Genomic DNA, 16,483 nt, shown 5'->3' with positions numbered 1-16,483 from the left:
TGCCAAAGCGGTGCTATAACTTCTGCTCCCTCATCGCCGCCGTCCAAATGAGTGCCTCATGCTAAACAAAGGATTGTTCCTGGCCTGCGCGCTGGTACTGCTCAGTGCCTGCGATTCCTCCACCTCCGATAAGCCCGCTTCAGCGGCGGCCACCCCTCCGGTTGCTGCGGCTTCATCAAGCGCCGCCGAGTCCGCGAAGCCCAAGCCTGCAGTAGACATTCCTGCGCTGAGCAAGCGCTACGCCGGACGCGAGTTGACGGTGGTGGACGTCTCCGAAGTTCAGCTTGATGGCGCCAGCACGCTGTCGTTGAGCTTTTCGGTGCCGTTGAACCCCGATCAGAAATTCGCTGAAAAAGTGCACCTCGTCGACAGCAAGGACGGCAAGGTCGATGGCGCCTGGGAGCTGTCGGACAACCTCATGGAGCTGCGCCTGCGTCACCTCGAGCCCAAGCGCAAGCTGGTGCTGACCATCGATCCGGGTCTGGTGGCGGTGAACAACAATACTCTGGCGGCAGAGTATTCCGCACGGCTGGAAACCTCCGATCTCCAGGCGACCGTGGGCTTCGCCAGTCGCGGCAGCCTGCTGCCCACCCGGCTCGCTGAAGGCCTGCCGGTAATCGCCCTCAACGTCGATAAAGTCGACGTCGAATTCTTCCGCATCAAGCCTGAGTCACTGCCTGCGTTTCTTGGCTCATGGGAAGGCTCGTCCAGTCTTGAGAGCTACCAATCCAAAGAACTGCTGCCCTTGGCCGATCTGGTCTACAGCGGCCGTTTCGACCTGAACCCTGCGCGCAACACCCGCGAGACCGTGCTGCTGCCGATCTCGGGCCTCAAACCGCTGCAACAGCCGGGCGTTTATCTGGCCGTGATGCGCGCCTCCGGGACCTACAACTACACCCAACCTGCCACGTTGTTCACCCTCAGCGACATCGGCTTGTCGGCGCACCGTTACGCCAATCGTCTGGACGTGTTCACTCAGGCGCTGGAAGGCGGCAAAGCCCTGAGCGGCGTGGACGTCGAGCTGTATGACGAGAAGGGCCGTGTGATCGGCCAGGTCAAGACCGACAACGCCGGCCACGCCGAGCTGCCATTGCCGGCCAAGGCTGAAGTGCTGCTGGCCCATCAAGGCGAGCAAACTAGCATGCTGCGCCTGAACAGCGCCGCGCTGGATCTGGCCGAATTCGACATCACCGGCCCTAAGGCCCACCCGCTGCAATTCTTTATTTTCGGCCCGCGCGATCTCTATCGCCCGGGCGAAGTGGTGCTGCTCAACGGTTTGCTGCGTGACAGCGACGGCAAGAGCGTGAAGCCTCAGCCGATCACCGTGGAAGTGCGCCGACCGGATGAGCAGGTCAGTCGCAAGTTCGTGTGGGACGCTGACGCCACCGGGCTGTATCAATATCAATTGCAGCTGTCGGAAGAAGCGCCGACGGGCCGCTGGCAACTGGTGTTTGATCTGGGTGACGGCAAGCCGCAGCTGTATGAATTCCAGGTCGAAGACTTCCTGCCAGAACGCATGACCCTGGAGCTCAAGGGCAGCGACACCCCGCTGGCGCCCGATTCGCCGTTCGATGTGGCGATTACCGGTCGTTACCTCTACGGCGCACCCGCGTCGGGCAATCGCCTGAACGGTCAGCTCTATGTGCGTCCGCTGCGGGAAGCCGTGCCCGGTCTGCCGGGTTATCAGTTTGGTTCGGTGACCGAGGAAGACCTCAAGCAGGACCTGGAAATCGAAGACAGCACGCTGGATGCCGACGGCAAGCTGGACCTGAGCATCGACAGCCAATGGGCCAAGGCCCGTTCACCGCTTGAGCTGGTGCTGCAAGCCAGTTTGCAGGAGTCGGGCGGGCGTCCGATCACGCGGCGTCTGACCCAGCCGGTCTGGCCCGCCGATGCCATGCCGGGCCTGCGCGGTTTGTTCGACGGCGAAGCCACCGAAGGCGACGGCCCGGTTGAGTTCGAAGTGCTGATGGCCGACGCCCAGGGCCACAAGCTGGCCGCCGACAACCTCAAGGTGCGGCTGGTCCGCGAGCGCCGCGATTACTACTGGAACTACTCCGACAGCGATGGCTGGAGCTATCACTTCAACGAGAAGTTTCTCAACCTCTCCGAAGAAACCCTCAGCGTGAAGAAGGACTCGACGGCGAAAATCAGCTTCCCGGTGGAGTGGGGCCCTTACCGCGTCGAAGTCGAGGATCCGGCCACGGGCCTGATCAGCAGCGTGCGTTTCTGGGCTGGTTATCGCTGGCAGGACAATGTCGAAGGCGGCGCCGTGCGTCCCGATCAGGTCAAGCTGGCGCTGGACAAACCGGCCTATGCCGACGGCGACACCGCAAAAGTCACCGTCACGCCGCCGTCGGCGGGCAAGGGCTATCTGTTGGTGGAGTCGAGCGAAGGGCCGCTGTGGTGGCAAGAGATCGACGTGCCGGCCGAAGGCAAAACCTACGACATCCCGATGGACAAGAAATGGGCGCGGCATGACCTCTACGTCAGCGCGCTGGTGATTCGTCCGGGTGAACGCAAAGCCAATGTCACGCCGAAACGCGCCGTGGGCGTCCTGCACCTTCCGCTGGACCGCTCGCAGCGCAAGCTGGCGCTGACCGTCACGGCGCCCGAGAAGATGCGGCCCAAGCAGCCGCTCAAACTGAAGGTCAATGCGAAGAACGCCGACGGCACGATCCCGAAGAGCGTGCATGTGCTGGTTGCTGCGGTGGACGTAGGCATTCTCAACATCACCGAATACGCCACGCCGGATCCGTTCGCGGCGATGTTCGGGCGCAAGGAATACGGCGCCGATCAGCTGGACATCTATGGCCAGTTGATTGAAGCAGGACGTAATCGTCTCGCCAGCCTGGCCTTCGGCGGTGACGCGGCGCTGGCCAAAGGCGGCAAGCGCCCGGAAACCAGCGTCACCATCGTCGCTCTGCAAAGCGCGCCGGTGACCCTGAACGAGCAGGGCGATGCGGAAGTCAGCGTCGACATCCCGGATTTCAACGGTGAGCTGCGGATCATGGCCCAGGCCTGGACCGACGAGCGCTATGGCATGGCCGAAGCCAAAACCGTGGTGGCGGCGCCGCTGATCGCCGAGCTGTCGGCACCTCGATTCCTGGCGGGCGGCGACCAGACCAAGGTGGCGCTGGACCTGTCGAACCTGTCCGGCAAGGCGCAGAAGCTCAACGTGCAAGTCGTGGCTGAAGGGCAGTTGAGTCTGGCTGAAGGTGACGGCGCCAAAGCCATCAGCCTGAATCAGGGGCAACGCACCACGCTGCAGATTCCGGTCAAGGCGCTGGGCGGTTTCGGTCAGGGCGTCATTCGGGTCACGGTCAACGGTCTGGACCTGCCGGGCGAGAACCTGCCAGCCTTCAGCCGCGAATGGACCATCGGCGTGCGCCCTGCGTACCCGGCGATGCTCAAGCAATACCGCGCGGTGCTCAAGGATCAGGCATGGAGCCTGCCGGACGGCGCCCTTGAGGCGTTCGAGCCAGCGGGACGCGAGGCGCTGCTGTCGGTGTCGAGCCGTGCGCCGCTGAACCTCGGCGAACAGATCCGCGCGCTGAAAGCCTATCCCTACGGTTGCCTGGAGCAGACCACCAGCGGCTTGTACCCGTCGCTTTATGCCGACGCCCCGACGCTCAAGCGTCTGGGCCTGCAAGGCGAGTCCGCTGCCGACCGCAAGCGCAAGATCGAGCTGGGCATCGAGCGACTGATCGGCATGCAGCGCTACAACGGCAGCTTCGGCCTCTGGGCGGCGGACGGTGAGGAGGAATACTGGCTGACCGCATACGTCACCGACTTCCTGCTGCGCGCCCGCGACCAAGGCTATGCCGTGCCGCCGGATGCGCTGAAGAAGGCCAACGAGCGCCTGCTGCGTTACTTGCAGGAGCGCAATCAGATCGAGGTCAATTACAGCGAAAACGCCGACCACACCCGTTTCGCTGTGCAGGCCTACGCTGGTCTGGTGCTGTCGCGCAGTCAGCAGGCACCGCTGGGTGCGTTGCGCAGTCTGTTCGAGCGTCGCAGCGATGCGCGATCGGGCCTGCCGCTGGTGCAGCTGTCCATCGCGCTGGAAAAAATGGGCGACAAACCCCGCGCCGATCAGGCTTTGCTTGCCGGGCTCGCGGCCGGTCGCAAGGCCAACGACTGGCTCGCCGATTACGGCAGCCCGTTGCGTGATCAGGCGTTGATTCTGTCGTTGCTGGAAGAAAACAAACTGGCGCCGGACAAGGTCGAGGAGCGGCTGTTTGCGCTGTCCGATCAGGTCGCAGCGAACCGCTATCTGTCGACCCAGGAGCGCAACTCGCTGTTCCTCGCCGGTCGCGATCTGCTTGGCAAGCCGGAAGGCAAATGGGCGGCGACCTTGACCAGCGGCAGCAACAATCGCGAACTGAGCAACGATCAGCCGGGCGTCAAACTCGACAGCTCAGTGCTGGCCGCGCCGTTGACGGTGCAGAACACCGGTGGCGACACGCTGTACCAGCAGATGACGATTTCCGGTTATCCGTCGCAGCCGCCTGCGGCCGGGGGCGAGAATCTGTCTATCAGTCGCGACTACTTGGGCATGGACGGCGAGGCGCTGAATCTCAATGCCTTGAAGAGCGGTGAACTGGTCTTGGTACACCTTGAGATCAAGGCTAAGGAGCGCGTGCCGGATGCGCTGGTAGTGGATCTGCTGCCCGCAGGTCTGGAGATCGAAAACCAGAATCTGGCGCAGAGTTCGGCCAGTCTGGAAGACGCCAGTGAGTCGGTGAAGCAGTGGCGCGAATCGATGGAAAACGCTGGCGTGAAGCATCAGGAATTCCGTGGCGATCGTTATGTGGCTGCGGTGGATCTGGAGGGCTTCAACACGGTGCACCTGCTGTATCTGGCGCGTGCTGTGACGCCGGGCGTGTACCGCGTGCCGCCGCCGCAAGTGGAGTCGATGTACCGGCCGAACTGGCAGGCACTGGGCGAAGCGCCAGCGCAGTTGGTGGTGAAGGGCAAGAAGTAGAAGAGGGGTGACGCTGGTTGCTCCCACGCTCTGCGCGGTAGCACCTCGGTCGACGCTCTGCGTCAGGGGACGCGGAGCGTCTTGGGCTGCATTCCCACGCGGAAGACGCTAGGGGACTGATTTATTTACAACGCTCCACCGTAAATTAATCTGTCCCCGGTTCCTGACGTATCAATGAATAATCCAGCTCAACAGCCACAACCCCAGAAACAGCCAGATGATCCCCATGATGATCGAGGCGCGCATGAAGGCGCGGATCGCTGAATACAGCAGCATCAGCCCGACGATCAGGGCCACGATGCTGACGATTGAAGTGTCCATGCCCAGCGTGCGCGACAGGCCGTCAACGAAATTGCCGCCCGCGTGAGTGAACATGTTGAACAACCAGCTTAAGCCGTCGACGACGAAGCGGATCACGGCGCCAATCACTTGGCCGAGCCATTCGAAAACGCTTTCTACCTGCATATCTGCTTCCTGATGAGGGACGTGGACCAAAAACGGCACTGCCCGCTTTGGCTGCTGATTGTCCGGGCGAGTTCCCTGTCGGGTAAAGGCTTTCTGTGAAGATCACGCGATTATTGCCGCGAAGGAACCGCCCGGGATTCACATGTCCATTGTGGGAGCGAGCGTGCTCGCGAATGGGACGACGGTGTACTCGCGTTTTGGCCTGGCTCATTGGCAGCCTGCTCATCGTGTGCCTGCTGCTCTGGCTCGCCGACCGGATCTGGCCGCTGCCCTTGCCCAAGGATGATCTGGCCCGCGTGGTGCTCGCCGAAGACGGCACGCCGCTGTGGCGATTCGCCGATGCCAATGGCGTCTGGCGCTACCCGGTGACGGTCGATCAGGTGTCGCCCTATTACCTCGAAGCGCTGCTGACCTACGAGGACCGTTGGTTCTATCAACATCCCGGCGTGAACCCCATGGCGCTGGCGCGCGCTGCCTGGCAAAACCTCAGCGGCGGCCATGTGGTGTCCGGGGGCAGCACGCTGTCGATGCAGGTGGCGCGTTTGCTCGACCCCCATTCGCGCACCCTGGCGGGCAAGCTTCGTCAACTGTGGCGCACCGCGCAGCTGGAATGGCACCTGTCCAAACAGGACATTCTGGTGCTGTACCTGAATCGCGCGCCGTTTGGCGGCACGTTGCAGGGCGTCGCCGCTGCCAGTTGGGCGTATCTCGGCAAGTCCCCGCAACAACTGACCCGTGCCGACGCGGCGCTGTTGGCGGTATTGCCCCAGGCGCCGAGTCGTCTGCGGCCGGATCGCCACGCCCAACGGGCCCAGGCCGCGCGGGACAAAGTGCTGCGGCGTCTGGCCGAGTTCGGCACATGGCCGCAGGGCGCGGTCGACGAAGCGCTGGAAGAGCCGCTGCTGCTTGCGCCCCGTCAGGAACCGAGCCTGGCGCCTTTGCTGGCCCGGCGCCTGAACCGCCCGATCAGCCCGCCCCTGATCCGCACCACCCTGGACGCCGGCCTGCAGCGTCGTCTCGAAGACCTGCTGCTGGGCTGGCGCGCACGCTTGCCCGAACGCACGTCCGCCGCGATTCTGGTAGTGGAAGCGCAGAACATGGCCGTCCGCGCGTACGTTGGCTCGGTGGACATCGGCGACGCCAAACGTTTTGGTCATGTGGACATGGTCAGCGCGCTGCGTTCCCCCGGCTCGACGCTCAAACCCTTTCTCTACGGCAAGGCCATCGACGCCGGGCTCATCCATTCCGAATCGTTGCTGCAGGACGTGCCCCGGCGCTACGGCGACTATCGTCCCGGCAATTTCTCGTCGGGGTTCAATGGTGCGGTGGCGGCGAGTTCGGCGCTGTCGATGTCGCTTAATCTGCCGGCCGTGCAACTGCTTGAAGCCTACGGACCCAAGCGCTTCGCGGCGGAATTGCGCAACGGCGGTGTGGCGCTGACACTGCCGCCCCTGGCCGAGCCCAATCTGGCGTTAATTCTCGGCGGCGCGGGCAGCCGACTGGAGGATCTGGTGGGCGGCTACAGCGCGTTTGCGCGGGGCGGGCGCAGCGCGGACATTCGCTTGCAGCCCGATGATCGTCTGCGTGACCGACCGATGATGTCGCCGGGTGCGGCGTGGATCGTTCGGCGCATTCTTAGCGGTCAGTCACGGCCGGACCTCGACCCCCATGCCGAGCTTGTGCAGCGGCCGCAACTGGCTTGGAAAACCGGCACCAGTTATGGCTTTCGGGATGCATGGTCTATTGGCGTGGGACCGAGGTTTTTGATTGGCGTGTGGATCGGCAGGCCCGACGGGACGCCGGTGCCGGGGCAGTTCGGTCTGGCGTCGGCAGCGCCGCTGATGCTGCAGGTTCACGACCTGTTGGTGAACCGCGACGCCCAGCGCAACATCCTGCCGCCCGTGTCGCCGGTGCCGCTCAACGTTGGCGTCGCGGCGATCTGCTGGCCGCTGGGGCAGCCAATGAGCAAGAGTGATCCGAACTGCCGCCGTCAGCGTTTCGCCTGGACCCTCGACGGCACGACGCCGCCGACATTGCAGGCGACCGATCAGCCGCTGGGATTGGGGCTCACGGAAAAAGTCTGGCTGAACGACAAGGGCCTGCGTGTCGCGGCAAGTTGTCCACAGGCTCAACCAAAAGACATCGCCCTCTGGCCGGCGCCGCTTGAGCCTTGGCTGCCGAAAACCGAGCGGCGCGAGGCGCGTTTGCCGGACATCGACCCGACATGCCCGCCCCAGGGATTGAGCCTGGCGCCGCCTTTGTCCGTGGTGGGGGTGCGAGAGGGCGATCAATTGCGCTTGCCGGCCGGCAGTCAGCAACTGTTGCGGCTCACGCTGTCGGCGCTGGGCGGAAGTGGCCGGCGCTGGTGGTTCATCGACGGCACGCCGGTGGGCGACACCGCCAGTCAGGACAGTTACACCCACACCTTCACGCGCCTGGGGCGGTACCAACTGAGCGTGCTGGATGAAAGCGGGCAGACCGCCCGGGTGGAATTCAGTGTGGTGGAGTGAGGCAATGCCCTAGACTCAATTTCCGTCTTCGTGAGCAAGCCCACGCCCACATGCGATGTGTCGGCTGCGAGATAGCGCGGTGTCAGAGGACGCCGCAGATGTGTCTGTTCAAACACGGATTGTGGGAGCGAGCTTGCTCGCGAATGGGCCAGGACAGCCGCTAAATATCCAGCGGCTAATCTGCCGTCTTCGTGAGCAAGCTCACTCCCACAGGGGATGCGTCTACTGCGAGTAAGTGCAGTGTCAGGAAACACTGCAGATGGATCTGCTGAAGCGCGGACCGTGGGAGCGAGCTTGCTCGCGAATGGACCGACCCCTCAATGCGGCGGATATTGCTGCAGAATTTGCTGCACGGTCTGGCGCAGGGCCTGCTCGCGCGCAGCAGGGTTGGCGTTGCCTTCGCTGACCGTCTGCTCGGTGCTGCCACGCCAGACCAGCTTGCCGTCCTTGCCGTCGAGCATGTCGATCTGCAGCGTCGAGACTTTGTAATCGATGTTGCGCGTCTCGGTGCCGATCGGGCCGCCCCAGTAGCCGCCCCATGGATTGCCCCAATAACCGCTACCGCCATAGTTGGTAGTCACCGTCTGTTGGCGGTTCTCGACGATCAGCCATGCCTGCAGTTGAACATCCGCTTTCACGCCGGGCGCCGCCATGCGCAGGCCGCGTTGCTCCAGTTGCTCGCCGACCGCCTGGCGGATGCGCTGCTCGGTCAGATCACTTTTGATGCGCGGATCGTTAGGCTGATATTGCAAGCCGGGCTCTTTCCACGCCCAGGAGCGGTAAGCGCCGAAATCCCGCTGGGCGTCGAAGTCACGGTTGACCCGATCGGTCTGGCAGGCGCCGAGCAGCAGGGCGACACAGAGGACAGCAATGCGGCGATACATGGGTTTCTCCAGCGTGAAAACAAAACGCCACGGGGCGCGAAATCAGGACGGCGGGTAAGCCGTCAGGGCTTGTTGTACGGCCTGGCGCAGGGCTTTGGCGCGTTCTGACTGATCGCCGCCGCTGGCGGTTTCGGCACTCGCGCTCCACACCGGCTGGCCGCTGCGGGCATCGAACAGGCTGATGCGCACCACGACCACCTGCTCTTGATAGGTGCGCACAATCGGTACGCTGGCATAACCGCCGTAACCGTTGCGGTACCCATTACCACCGTAATAGCCCACACCTGAACCGCCGTAGTACGGATCGTAATAGTCGTCGCGCACCTGACGAATCCGGGTTTCGGCGTGGGCATCAGCCGCGACGCGCAAGTCCGCCGCCTGCGGGTTCTGCGAAGGCCGCAAACCCCGTTGATCCAGCCCGTTGCTGACGGCTTCAGCCAGCTGAGCCGAGTCAGCCCAGAGGGTGCCCGGTGGCAACTGGCCGTTGAGCCAGGCCCAATTGCGGTAACGGCCATAATCCCGTGGCGCCGCAGGGTAAGCGCTCATGTCGATGGCATTGGCGGCCTGAGGTGGCGCCGGTGGAATGGCCGCCGACACAGCGCGATAAGGGTTGGGGCTCTGGCAGGCGGCGAGGCCCAGGCAGAGGGATAGCAAAGCGAGACGGCGTTTCATGAGGGTCTCCGCAACGAGTGTTAAGCAGCGTGTATCAACCAGCGTGGGTCAGACAGCCCGGCACATCCAGTGCAGATAGCGTCCCAGTCCGGCGAAGGCCGGATGGCGACGATGGGCGAGCTCCATTTCCAGGAGATCCGCAAGATCGGCCTTGGCCTGAAACTCGACCGGCATGTAGTCGTGGAAAACCCGAATGCCACTTTGCGTTTCGACTCGCCACAGGGAGCCAAGTTGCGCTGCCAATTCGCGGGGATCAACAGGCTCCTGCGGGGTCAGGCTCTGTTTTTCGCCGGCCAGGGTGTTCTTGCGCATTTTGCGGAAGTGGCCCTTGAGCAGGTTGCGGTAAATCAGCGCGTCGCGGTTGTAGAAGGCCAATGACAGCCAGCCGTCGGGCTTGGTTAGCTGATGCAGTGCCGGCAGAATCGTGAACGGCTCTTCCAGCCATTCCAGCACGGCATGGCAGATCACCAGGTCGTAACGCTCGGTCAGAATATCGGGCAGTGCTTGCCACGGCGCTTGAATGAAATTTGCCGTCTGCCCCGCGTCGGCAAAGCGCTGGCGGGCGCCTTCGAGCATGGGCGCGGCGGGTTCGGCCAAGGTGACGTCATGACCGCGCTCGGCCAGCCACAACGACATGTGCCCAAGCCCGGCGCCGATGTCCAGCACGCGCAACGGACGATCGGGGAGGCTTTCGATGAGGTCAGCTTGTAGCACCGCCAACCGGATCGCGCCCTTCGTGCCGCCGTAGATTTTTTCAGCGAAGCGCGTCGCCAGTTGATCGAAATGACGGTCACTCATTTGCTGAACCGCCGTTCGCCGTCCGCCAGTTTCGCGCGCACCACTTCATCCATGTCCAGCCCGAGTTCGCTGCACAACAGCAGCAGGTAAAGCACGATATCCCCGACTTCCTGCCCGGCGTGGGCCAGCTCATCAGCGGGCAGCTGACGCGACTGATCCTCGGTCTTCCACTGAAAGATCTCCACCAGCTCGGCCATTTCGACGCTGGCGGCCATGGCCAGGTTTTTCGGGCTGTGAAATTGCCGCCAGTCGTTGTTATCGCGGATGCGATGCAGGCGTTGGGTGAGTTCGTCGAGGTTCATGGGGGTCTCCTGAAGGTGCGTAGCTTCAGGGGGATAGGCGATTGACGCAAGGGGGGCGCAATGCGTCGCGCTGTACGTTTACGGTAGGGTACGGTGGTGAAGCCATTCCCGGCTGAAGCCGGTCCCACTAAACTGCCTGCGCCCCCGACTTTAATGACACGCCTCACGCTGTTAGTTGGACCGGCTTTATCCGGGAAGGCGTCAGATGTCACACCGCAAAACTACTGGCGCACGATAGGCGCAGCCATCACTCCGACGCCGGTCGCCAGCTCCCCAGCATATGCACGATCCCTTCCGCCCCTTCCAGCTTGAACTGCCCATGTGACCCCGCCGCGCTGGCAGACAACGTCACCCCGCTGGGCAGCCGCAGCGGTTTGTGAAACTCCACCGATATCTCCACGTTCGACGCCGGCAGGTGATCCTCAAGCGCCGCCAGCGCACGGCTTTTTATCCACAGCCCGTGGGCGATCGCCTTGGGAAAGCCGAACAGCCTGGCGCTGCTGTCACTCAGGTGAATCGGGTTGTAATCACCACTGACCTTGGCGTACTGACGGCCAATGTCCGACGGCGCCGACCACGTCGCCAGTTCCGTCATCGGCAGCGGTGCCGGCTCGTAATCGCCGTCGATCTCGCCGTCCACCTGAACACCTCGGCAGAGCATCGTGCTCTCTTCCTCCCACAGCAGGCCCAGCGCGTCCTCGATCTGGGTGATCAGACTGAACGTCGCGCCTTTGGTGTGGGGCTTGAGATGGCCGACACGCACGCTGACCTGAACCTTGATCACGCTCCCGAGGGGCCGACGAATGCTGATCCGGTTATGCAGGTGGACCAATCCGAGGAGCGGGAAGGGAAAGTCCTTGTCGGTGAGCAGCTTCATCTGCAGCGGGAAGGCCAGCACATGGGGATAGGTCGGCGGCAGCAGACTGCCGGGCACGAAGCTGCACACATGGGCAAACGCTTTCACCTTGTCCGGGTCCACCGACATCCAGCACCGCAGGCCCTGATCCGGCAGTTGCGTGCCGCTGACCTTGCGCCGCAGCGCCGCTTGCATGAACAGGCCGGGCAGGGCCGGGGGCGTGTCCAGATACCGCCAGTGCACACTCATCGAGCTACTCCTGTGGTCATGCTGCAGATCAGGCACGCCTCGGATCGACGGCGCGGGCTATTCAAACAGTGGTCTTCTTTATGCCGACTCAGGCGCCGAGCACGCTTTGGCCGCACACCCGCAGCACCTGGCCGCTCATTGCGCCAGAACCCGGTTGACCCAGCCACGCCACCGCTTCCGCCACGTCTTGCGGCTGGCCGCCCTGGCCCAGCGAACTCATGCGTCTGCCCGCTTCGCGCAGGGCAAAAGGCATGTGCGCCGTCATGCTCGTTTCGATAAAGCCCGGCGCCACGGCGTTGATGCTGATGCCGCGCGCTTTGAGGGTCGGCGCCATCGCCCGGGCATAACCGATCAAGCCGGCCTTGCTGGTGGTGTAGTTGGTCTGGCCGCGGTTGCCCGCCAGCCCGCTGATCGACGCCAGCAGAATCACGCTGCCGTTCTCGTGCAGCGCGCCGCTGTCGATCAGCGCCTGGGTCAGGATCTGAGGCGCGTTGAGATTGACGTCGAGCACCGAGTCCCAGAAGTCCGCCGGCATATTGGCCAGCGTTTTGTCCCGGGTGATGCCGGCGTTGTGCACGACGATATCGAGCCCGCCGGGGAGGTGTTCAATCAACTGAGCGGCAGCGTCCGGTGCGCAGATGTCCAGGACCAGCGCCTGTCCACCCAGACGCGCCGCCAAGGCATCCAGATCCGATTTGGCCTGGGGCACGTCCAACAGAATGACTTCGGCGCCATCACGGGCGAGGGTTTCCGCGATGGCCGCGCCGATGCCTCGGGCGGCGCCGGTCACCAGCGCTTTGCGTCCGGCCAGTGGGCGGGTCCAGTCCTGAACCTGCTGATCGCAAGCACTCAGGCGAATGACTTGACCGGAAATAAACGCGCTCTTCGGCGACAGGAAAAACCGCAGCGCGCCTTCCAGTTGATCTTCGGCGCCGTCCTCTATTTGCAGCAGATGAACCGTGCCGCCGTTGCGCATTTCCTTGGCCAGCGAGCGACTGAAACCTTCGATGGCTTGCTGCGTGCTCGCGGCCAGCGGATCGGATTGAGCCTCCGGCGCGCGCACAAGCATCACGACGTGAGCGCTGTTATCCAGATGACGCAGGATCGGCTGGAAGAAGTCGCGCAACTGACTCAGCTGAGAGGTGTGCAGCAGCGTGCTGGCGTCGAACACCACAGCCTTGATCTTCGCGCTCTGCTCGGCATTCCAGGGGTGGGCGCCTGTGACTTCGCCGCCATGACTGAACAGCACATCAGTCAGACGCGGCGCAAAGGCGCTCACCCGCTCGGCCAGCGGACCTGTGCTCAGCAACAGCGCGCCTTCGACCGGACGCAGACGCCCGGCCTGCCAGCGCTCCAGACGTGCGGGGGCTGGCAAACCGACGGCGCCGACCAGCTTGCGGCCGAGGTCGGAGTTGACGAAGTCAATGTAGCGATCGGATGCCATGGAACACGCTCCTTGAGTCTGGGTTCAAATCAGTTGACCGCACCGGTGGGTAATAGGTCCTACGCTGTCAGTTGGCGAACTCTGTAGGAGTGAGCGTGCTCGCGATCGCTTTTCGTCAGGGGGCACAAAAGCGCCAGGCCTGCTGCGGTCGTGCTTCCGCAACCGATGCCCGCAAGATCCAAAAAAGAGAAAGGAGATTTCGATGATTCAGACACGACGCGTGGCCATTGTCGGCGGTAATCGCATTCCGTTCGCACGCTCCAACGGCGCGTATGCCACCGCCAGCAATCAGGACATGCTGACCGCTGCGCTGGAGGGTCTGATCGAGCGCTTCAACCTGCATGGCCTGCGCATGGGCGAAGTCGCTGCCGGCGCGGTCCTCAAGCATTCCCGTGATTTCAACCTCACCCGCGAATGCGTGCTCGGCTCAAGGCTGTCGCCACAAACGCCGGCCTACGACATTCAACAGGCTTGCGGCACCGGGCTCGAAGCGGCGCTGCTGGTGGCAAACAAAATCGCCCTCGGCCAGATCGAGTGCGGCATTGCCGGCGGCGTCGACACCACCTCAGACGCGCCCATCGGCGTCAACGAAGACCTGCGGCAGATCCTGTTGCAGGTCAATCGCAGCAAAACCACGGCTGACAAACTCAAGGCGCTGACGCAATTGCGCCTGCACAACCTCAAGCCGGAGCTGCCGCGCAACGGCGAACCCCGCACCGGTTTGTCGATGGGCCAGCACTGCGAACTGATGGCGCAGACCTGGAACATCCCCCGCGACGCGCAGGACCAACTGACGCTGGAAAGTCACCAGAAAATGGCCGCTGCTTACGCGGAGGGCTGGCAGGACGACCTGCTCACGCCGTTCCTCGGCCTGACCCGCGACAACAACCTGCGCACCGACGCGAGCCTGGAAAAACTCGCCTCGCTCAAGCCCGCGTACGAGCGCAGCGCCAAAGGCACGCTGACGGCGGGCAACTCGACGCCGTTGACTGATGGCGCATCACTGGTGTTGCTCGCCAGCGAAGAGTGGGCGCATGAGCGGGGCTTGCCGATTCTGGCCTACTGGCGAGATGGCGAGGCCGCTGCCGTGGATTTCGTGCGCGGCAACGAAGGCCTGCTGATGGCCCCGGTCTACGCCGTCCCCCGCCTGCTGGCCCGCAACGGCTTGACGCTGCAAGACTTCGATTACTACGAAATCCACGAAGCGTTTGCCGCGCAGGTGTTGTGTACGTTGAAGGCGTGGGAAGACCCGGAATACTGCAAAACGCGGTTGGGTTTGGATGCGCCGCTGGGGTCGATTGATCGCAGCAAACTCAACGTCAAAGGCAGCTCGTTGGCGGCGGGGCATCCGTTTGCTGCGACGGGTGGGCGGATTGTGGCGAACCTGGCGAAACTGCTGAGCAAGAAGGGGGGAGGGCGAGGGTTGATATCGATCTGCGCTGCAGGTGGCCAAGGCGTGACGGCCATTATCGAGGGCTGATGCTGATAATGTTTAACGGGGACTTATATTTAAAGTATTTAAAGTATTTAAAGGGGACTGATTTATTTACAACGCTTCACCGTAAATTAATCTGTCCCCGTCTCAAGAAAATCAAATAAATCAGACCCGTTTAGTTCGCAGCGATGACAACTGCCAAACATCCCTCACGCAGCCTCGACACCCAGCGCCAAATCCCGGCGCTTGAGGCCCTCCCGCGCGCGCTTTACGCCCGCGCCGAAAGCCTGAGCCAAGGCTCATGGACCCCCACGCACCGCCACGACTGGGTGCAGTTTTCCTACGCGATCAGCGGCGTGCTTGGCGTTCACACCCCACACGGCAGTTTCTTCGCGCCACCGCAGTGGGGCGTGTGGATTCCGGCCGGTCTCGACCATGAAGTCGTCACGTCAACGCGCGCCGAGATGCGCAGCCTGTATGTGCGCAAAGAAGACTGCGAGTGGGCGCCGGACCGCTGCCGTGTGCTGGAGGTCAAGCCGTTGGCAAAGGAGTTGATCAAAGCGTTCTGCCAACTGCCGCCGGAATATCCACAGGCCGACAGCCCCGAAATGCGCCTGGTGCAAGTGCTCCTCGACCAGTTGGCGGGCTTGCCGGAGGTGGGCTTCTCACTGCCGCTGCCCAGGCACACGCGCTTGCTCGGTCTGTGTAACGAACTGATCGAACAACCCGACCAACTCATCACCCTGACCGAGTGGGCGGCGCGGCTGAGCATGTCCGAAAAAACCCTGATGCGCCTGTTCCAGCGCGAGACCGGCCTGAGCTTTCGTGGCTGGCGACAACGCGCCCGCCTACTGTCCTCACTTAAAGCGCTGGAGGAGGGCGCAAGCGTAACCAGTACGGCACTGGCCTCCGGTTACGACTCGACATCAGCATTTATCGCCGCATTCAAAAGCCTGTTCGGGCTCACCCCTGGCGAACTCTTCCGCAGTTAGCGTGAAGGGAACTAATTTATTTACAACGCTTCACCGCAATTAGGATGGGGACTAGGAAGGGGACTGATTTATTTACAACGCTTCACCGTAAATTAATCTGTCCCCGTCAGCCGCGATCTAATCCGTCCCTGCTCAAGCATCCCCAATCAACCGCAGGCCGCCCCCGCCCCCGGCACTCAACCCGTCGCCCCAGCACCCGCTCAACGTCCTCGGCAAACCGCCTTCCCCCGGTCAATTGCCCCCTCTGCAGGGCATCCCGAATCAACCTCAACTCGCCGTCTGCAACAGGCGCGTCAAAAAACGCCCGATACGCCTGTTGCCGACCAGGCTGCGTCAGCCCCAATGATTCGTAACAGGAATGAACATCCAGCCAGTCATCCTGCACATTATCGGTGAACCGTAACCCGAAGCTCGACCATCGATAATCTTCCACGCGATCAACCATTCCAGCCCGCACAGGATTGAGTTCGATATACCGACTGCACGCCAGCAAATAACCATCGGACTGAACAACGCTGGATTTATAACGACTCTCCCATAACGTTCCTGACCGCCCCTCCAGCTTATTTCGATAACGCGTCATGCGGGCCGCAAGCGTCTTCATCAATTTTCCCAATCCTTCAGCACATGAAGGGGCGAGCAATAAGTGCACATGGTTGGTCATCAGGCAAAAGGCAAAGACTTTCACGTCAAAAACGCTCTTCAGTTCCCGGAGATCATCCAGGTAACGCGCGAAATCGTCCTCATGGGCAAAGACCGTTTGCCGGTTATGGCCGCGCTGGACAATATGATGTGGGTGACCTGGCAACACGACGCGAGCAATGCGGGGCATGACTGATCCTCCGTAGTATGGAAGGGTCAGCGTAGTCGTGATGGATGTGTGCGACCT

At 62.7% G+C, this 16,483-nt stretch carries 12 protein-coding genes; 4 read left to right on the top strand and 8 right to left on the bottom strand.

Features of this window, described 5'->3' with window-relative positions; translation table 11 throughout:
- Positions 1–58 precede the first annotated feature (58 nt).
- The gene (locus ACYASU_RS04345; protein WP_463582051.1) at positions 59–4,987 is read left to right on the top strand and encodes an alpha-2-macroglobulin family protein; all 4,929 of its coding nucleotides are present in this window, start codon (positions 59–61) and stop codon (positions 4,985–4,987) included.
- Positions 4,988–5,158: 171 nt separating this feature from the next.
- Here ACYASU_RS04345 and ACYASU_RS04340 read toward each other — a convergent pair whose 3' ends face one another.
- Positions 5,159–5,452, bottom strand: a complete 294-nt coding sequence (locus ACYASU_RS04340; RefSeq protein WP_074890469.1) for a hypothetical protein — start codon at positions 5,450–5,452, stop codon at positions 5,159–5,161.
- Positions 5,453–5,649: 197 nt separating this feature from the next.
- On the opposite strand from ACYASU_RS04340, the gene pbpC reads away from it, so the two are divergent.
- Positions 5,650–7,962 carry a peptidoglycan glycosyltransferase PbpC gene (gene pbpC, locus ACYASU_RS04335; protein ID WP_463582050.1) on the top strand — a complete coding sequence of 771 codons (2,313 nt, stop codon included), beginning with the start codon at positions 5,650–5,652 and terminating at the stop codon, positions 7,960–7,962.
- A gap of 317 nt (positions 7,963–8,279) precedes the next feature.
- On the opposite strand, the gene ACYASU_RS04330 is transcribed toward pbpC, so the two are convergent.
- The 6 genes from ACYASU_RS04330 to ACYASU_RS04305 all read right to left on the bottom strand — a co-directional run bounded on the left by ACYASU_RS04330 (position 8,280) and on the right by ACYASU_RS04305 (position 13,167).
- On the bottom strand, positions 8,280–8,846 hold the full coding sequence (locus ACYASU_RS04330; protein ID WP_463582049.1) for a DUF4136 domain-containing protein: 567 nt from the start codon (positions 8,844–8,846) through the stop codon (positions 8,280–8,282).
- 42 nt (positions 8,847–8,888) lie between these two features.
- The gene (locus ACYASU_RS04325) at positions 8,889–9,518 is read right to left on the bottom strand and encodes a DUF4136 domain-containing protein (RefSeq protein ID WP_463582048.1); all 630 of its coding nucleotides are present in this window, start codon (positions 9,516–9,518) and stop codon (positions 8,889–8,891) included.
- Between the two features lie 48 nt (positions 9,519–9,566).
- Positions 9,567–10,316 carry a methyltransferase domain-containing protein gene (locus ACYASU_RS04320; RefSeq protein ID WP_463582047.1) on the bottom strand — a complete coding sequence of 250 codons (750 nt, stop codon included), beginning with the start codon at positions 10,314–10,316 and terminating at the stop codon, positions 9,567–9,569.
- On the bottom strand, positions 10,313–10,618 hold the full coding sequence (locus ACYASU_RS04315) for a MazG-like family protein (RefSeq protein ID WP_192173421.1): 306 nt from the start codon (positions 10,616–10,618) through the stop codon (positions 10,313–10,315). Before ACYASU_RS04315 ends, ACYASU_RS04320 begins: the two co-directional genes overlap by 4 nt.
- A 247-nt stretch (positions 10,619–10,865) precedes the next feature.
- The gene (locus tag ACYASU_RS04310) at positions 10,866–11,723 is read right to left on the bottom strand and encodes a MaoC/PaaZ C-terminal domain-containing protein (protein WP_463582046.1); all 858 of its coding nucleotides are present in this window, start codon (positions 11,721–11,723) and stop codon (positions 10,866–10,868) included.
- An 88-nt stretch (positions 11,724–11,811) separates the two neighbouring features.
- Positions 11,812–13,167, bottom strand: coding sequence for a 3-oxoacyl-ACP reductase (locus tag ACYASU_RS04305; RefSeq protein ID WP_463582045.1), 1,356 nt, complete (start codon positions 13,165–13,167; stop codon positions 11,812–11,814).
- Positions 13,168–13,369: 202 nt separating this feature from the next.
- Here ACYASU_RS04305 and ACYASU_RS04300 point away from each other — a divergent pair, with 202 nt between their 5' ends.
- Positions 13,370–14,647, top strand: coding sequence for an acetyl-CoA C-acetyltransferase (locus ACYASU_RS04300; protein WP_463582044.1), 1,278 nt, complete (start codon positions 13,370–13,372; stop codon positions 14,645–14,647).
- A 143-nt stretch (positions 14,648–14,790) separates the two neighbouring features.
- Positions 14,791–15,594 carry an AraC family transcriptional regulator gene (locus ACYASU_RS04295; RefSeq protein ID WP_463582043.1) on the top strand — a complete coding sequence of 268 codons (804 nt, stop codon included), beginning with the start codon at positions 14,791–14,793 and terminating at the stop codon, positions 15,592–15,594.
- A 106-nt stretch (positions 15,595–15,700) separates the two neighbouring features.
- Here the strand turns inward: ACYASU_RS04295 and ACYASU_RS04290 are convergent, their stop codons facing one another.
- Complete coding sequence (locus ACYASU_RS04290; protein WP_463582042.1) at positions 15,701–16,426, bottom strand: transposase; 726 nt, start codon at positions 16,424–16,426, stop codon at positions 15,701–15,703.
- Positions 16,427–16,483 lie beyond the last annotated feature (57 nt).

Source organism: Pseudomonas sp. HP_12 (genome assembly GCF_055283955.1).
Note: the sequence above shows the minus strand (reverse complement) of the source record. Positions and strands in the feature narration are given on the sequence as shown.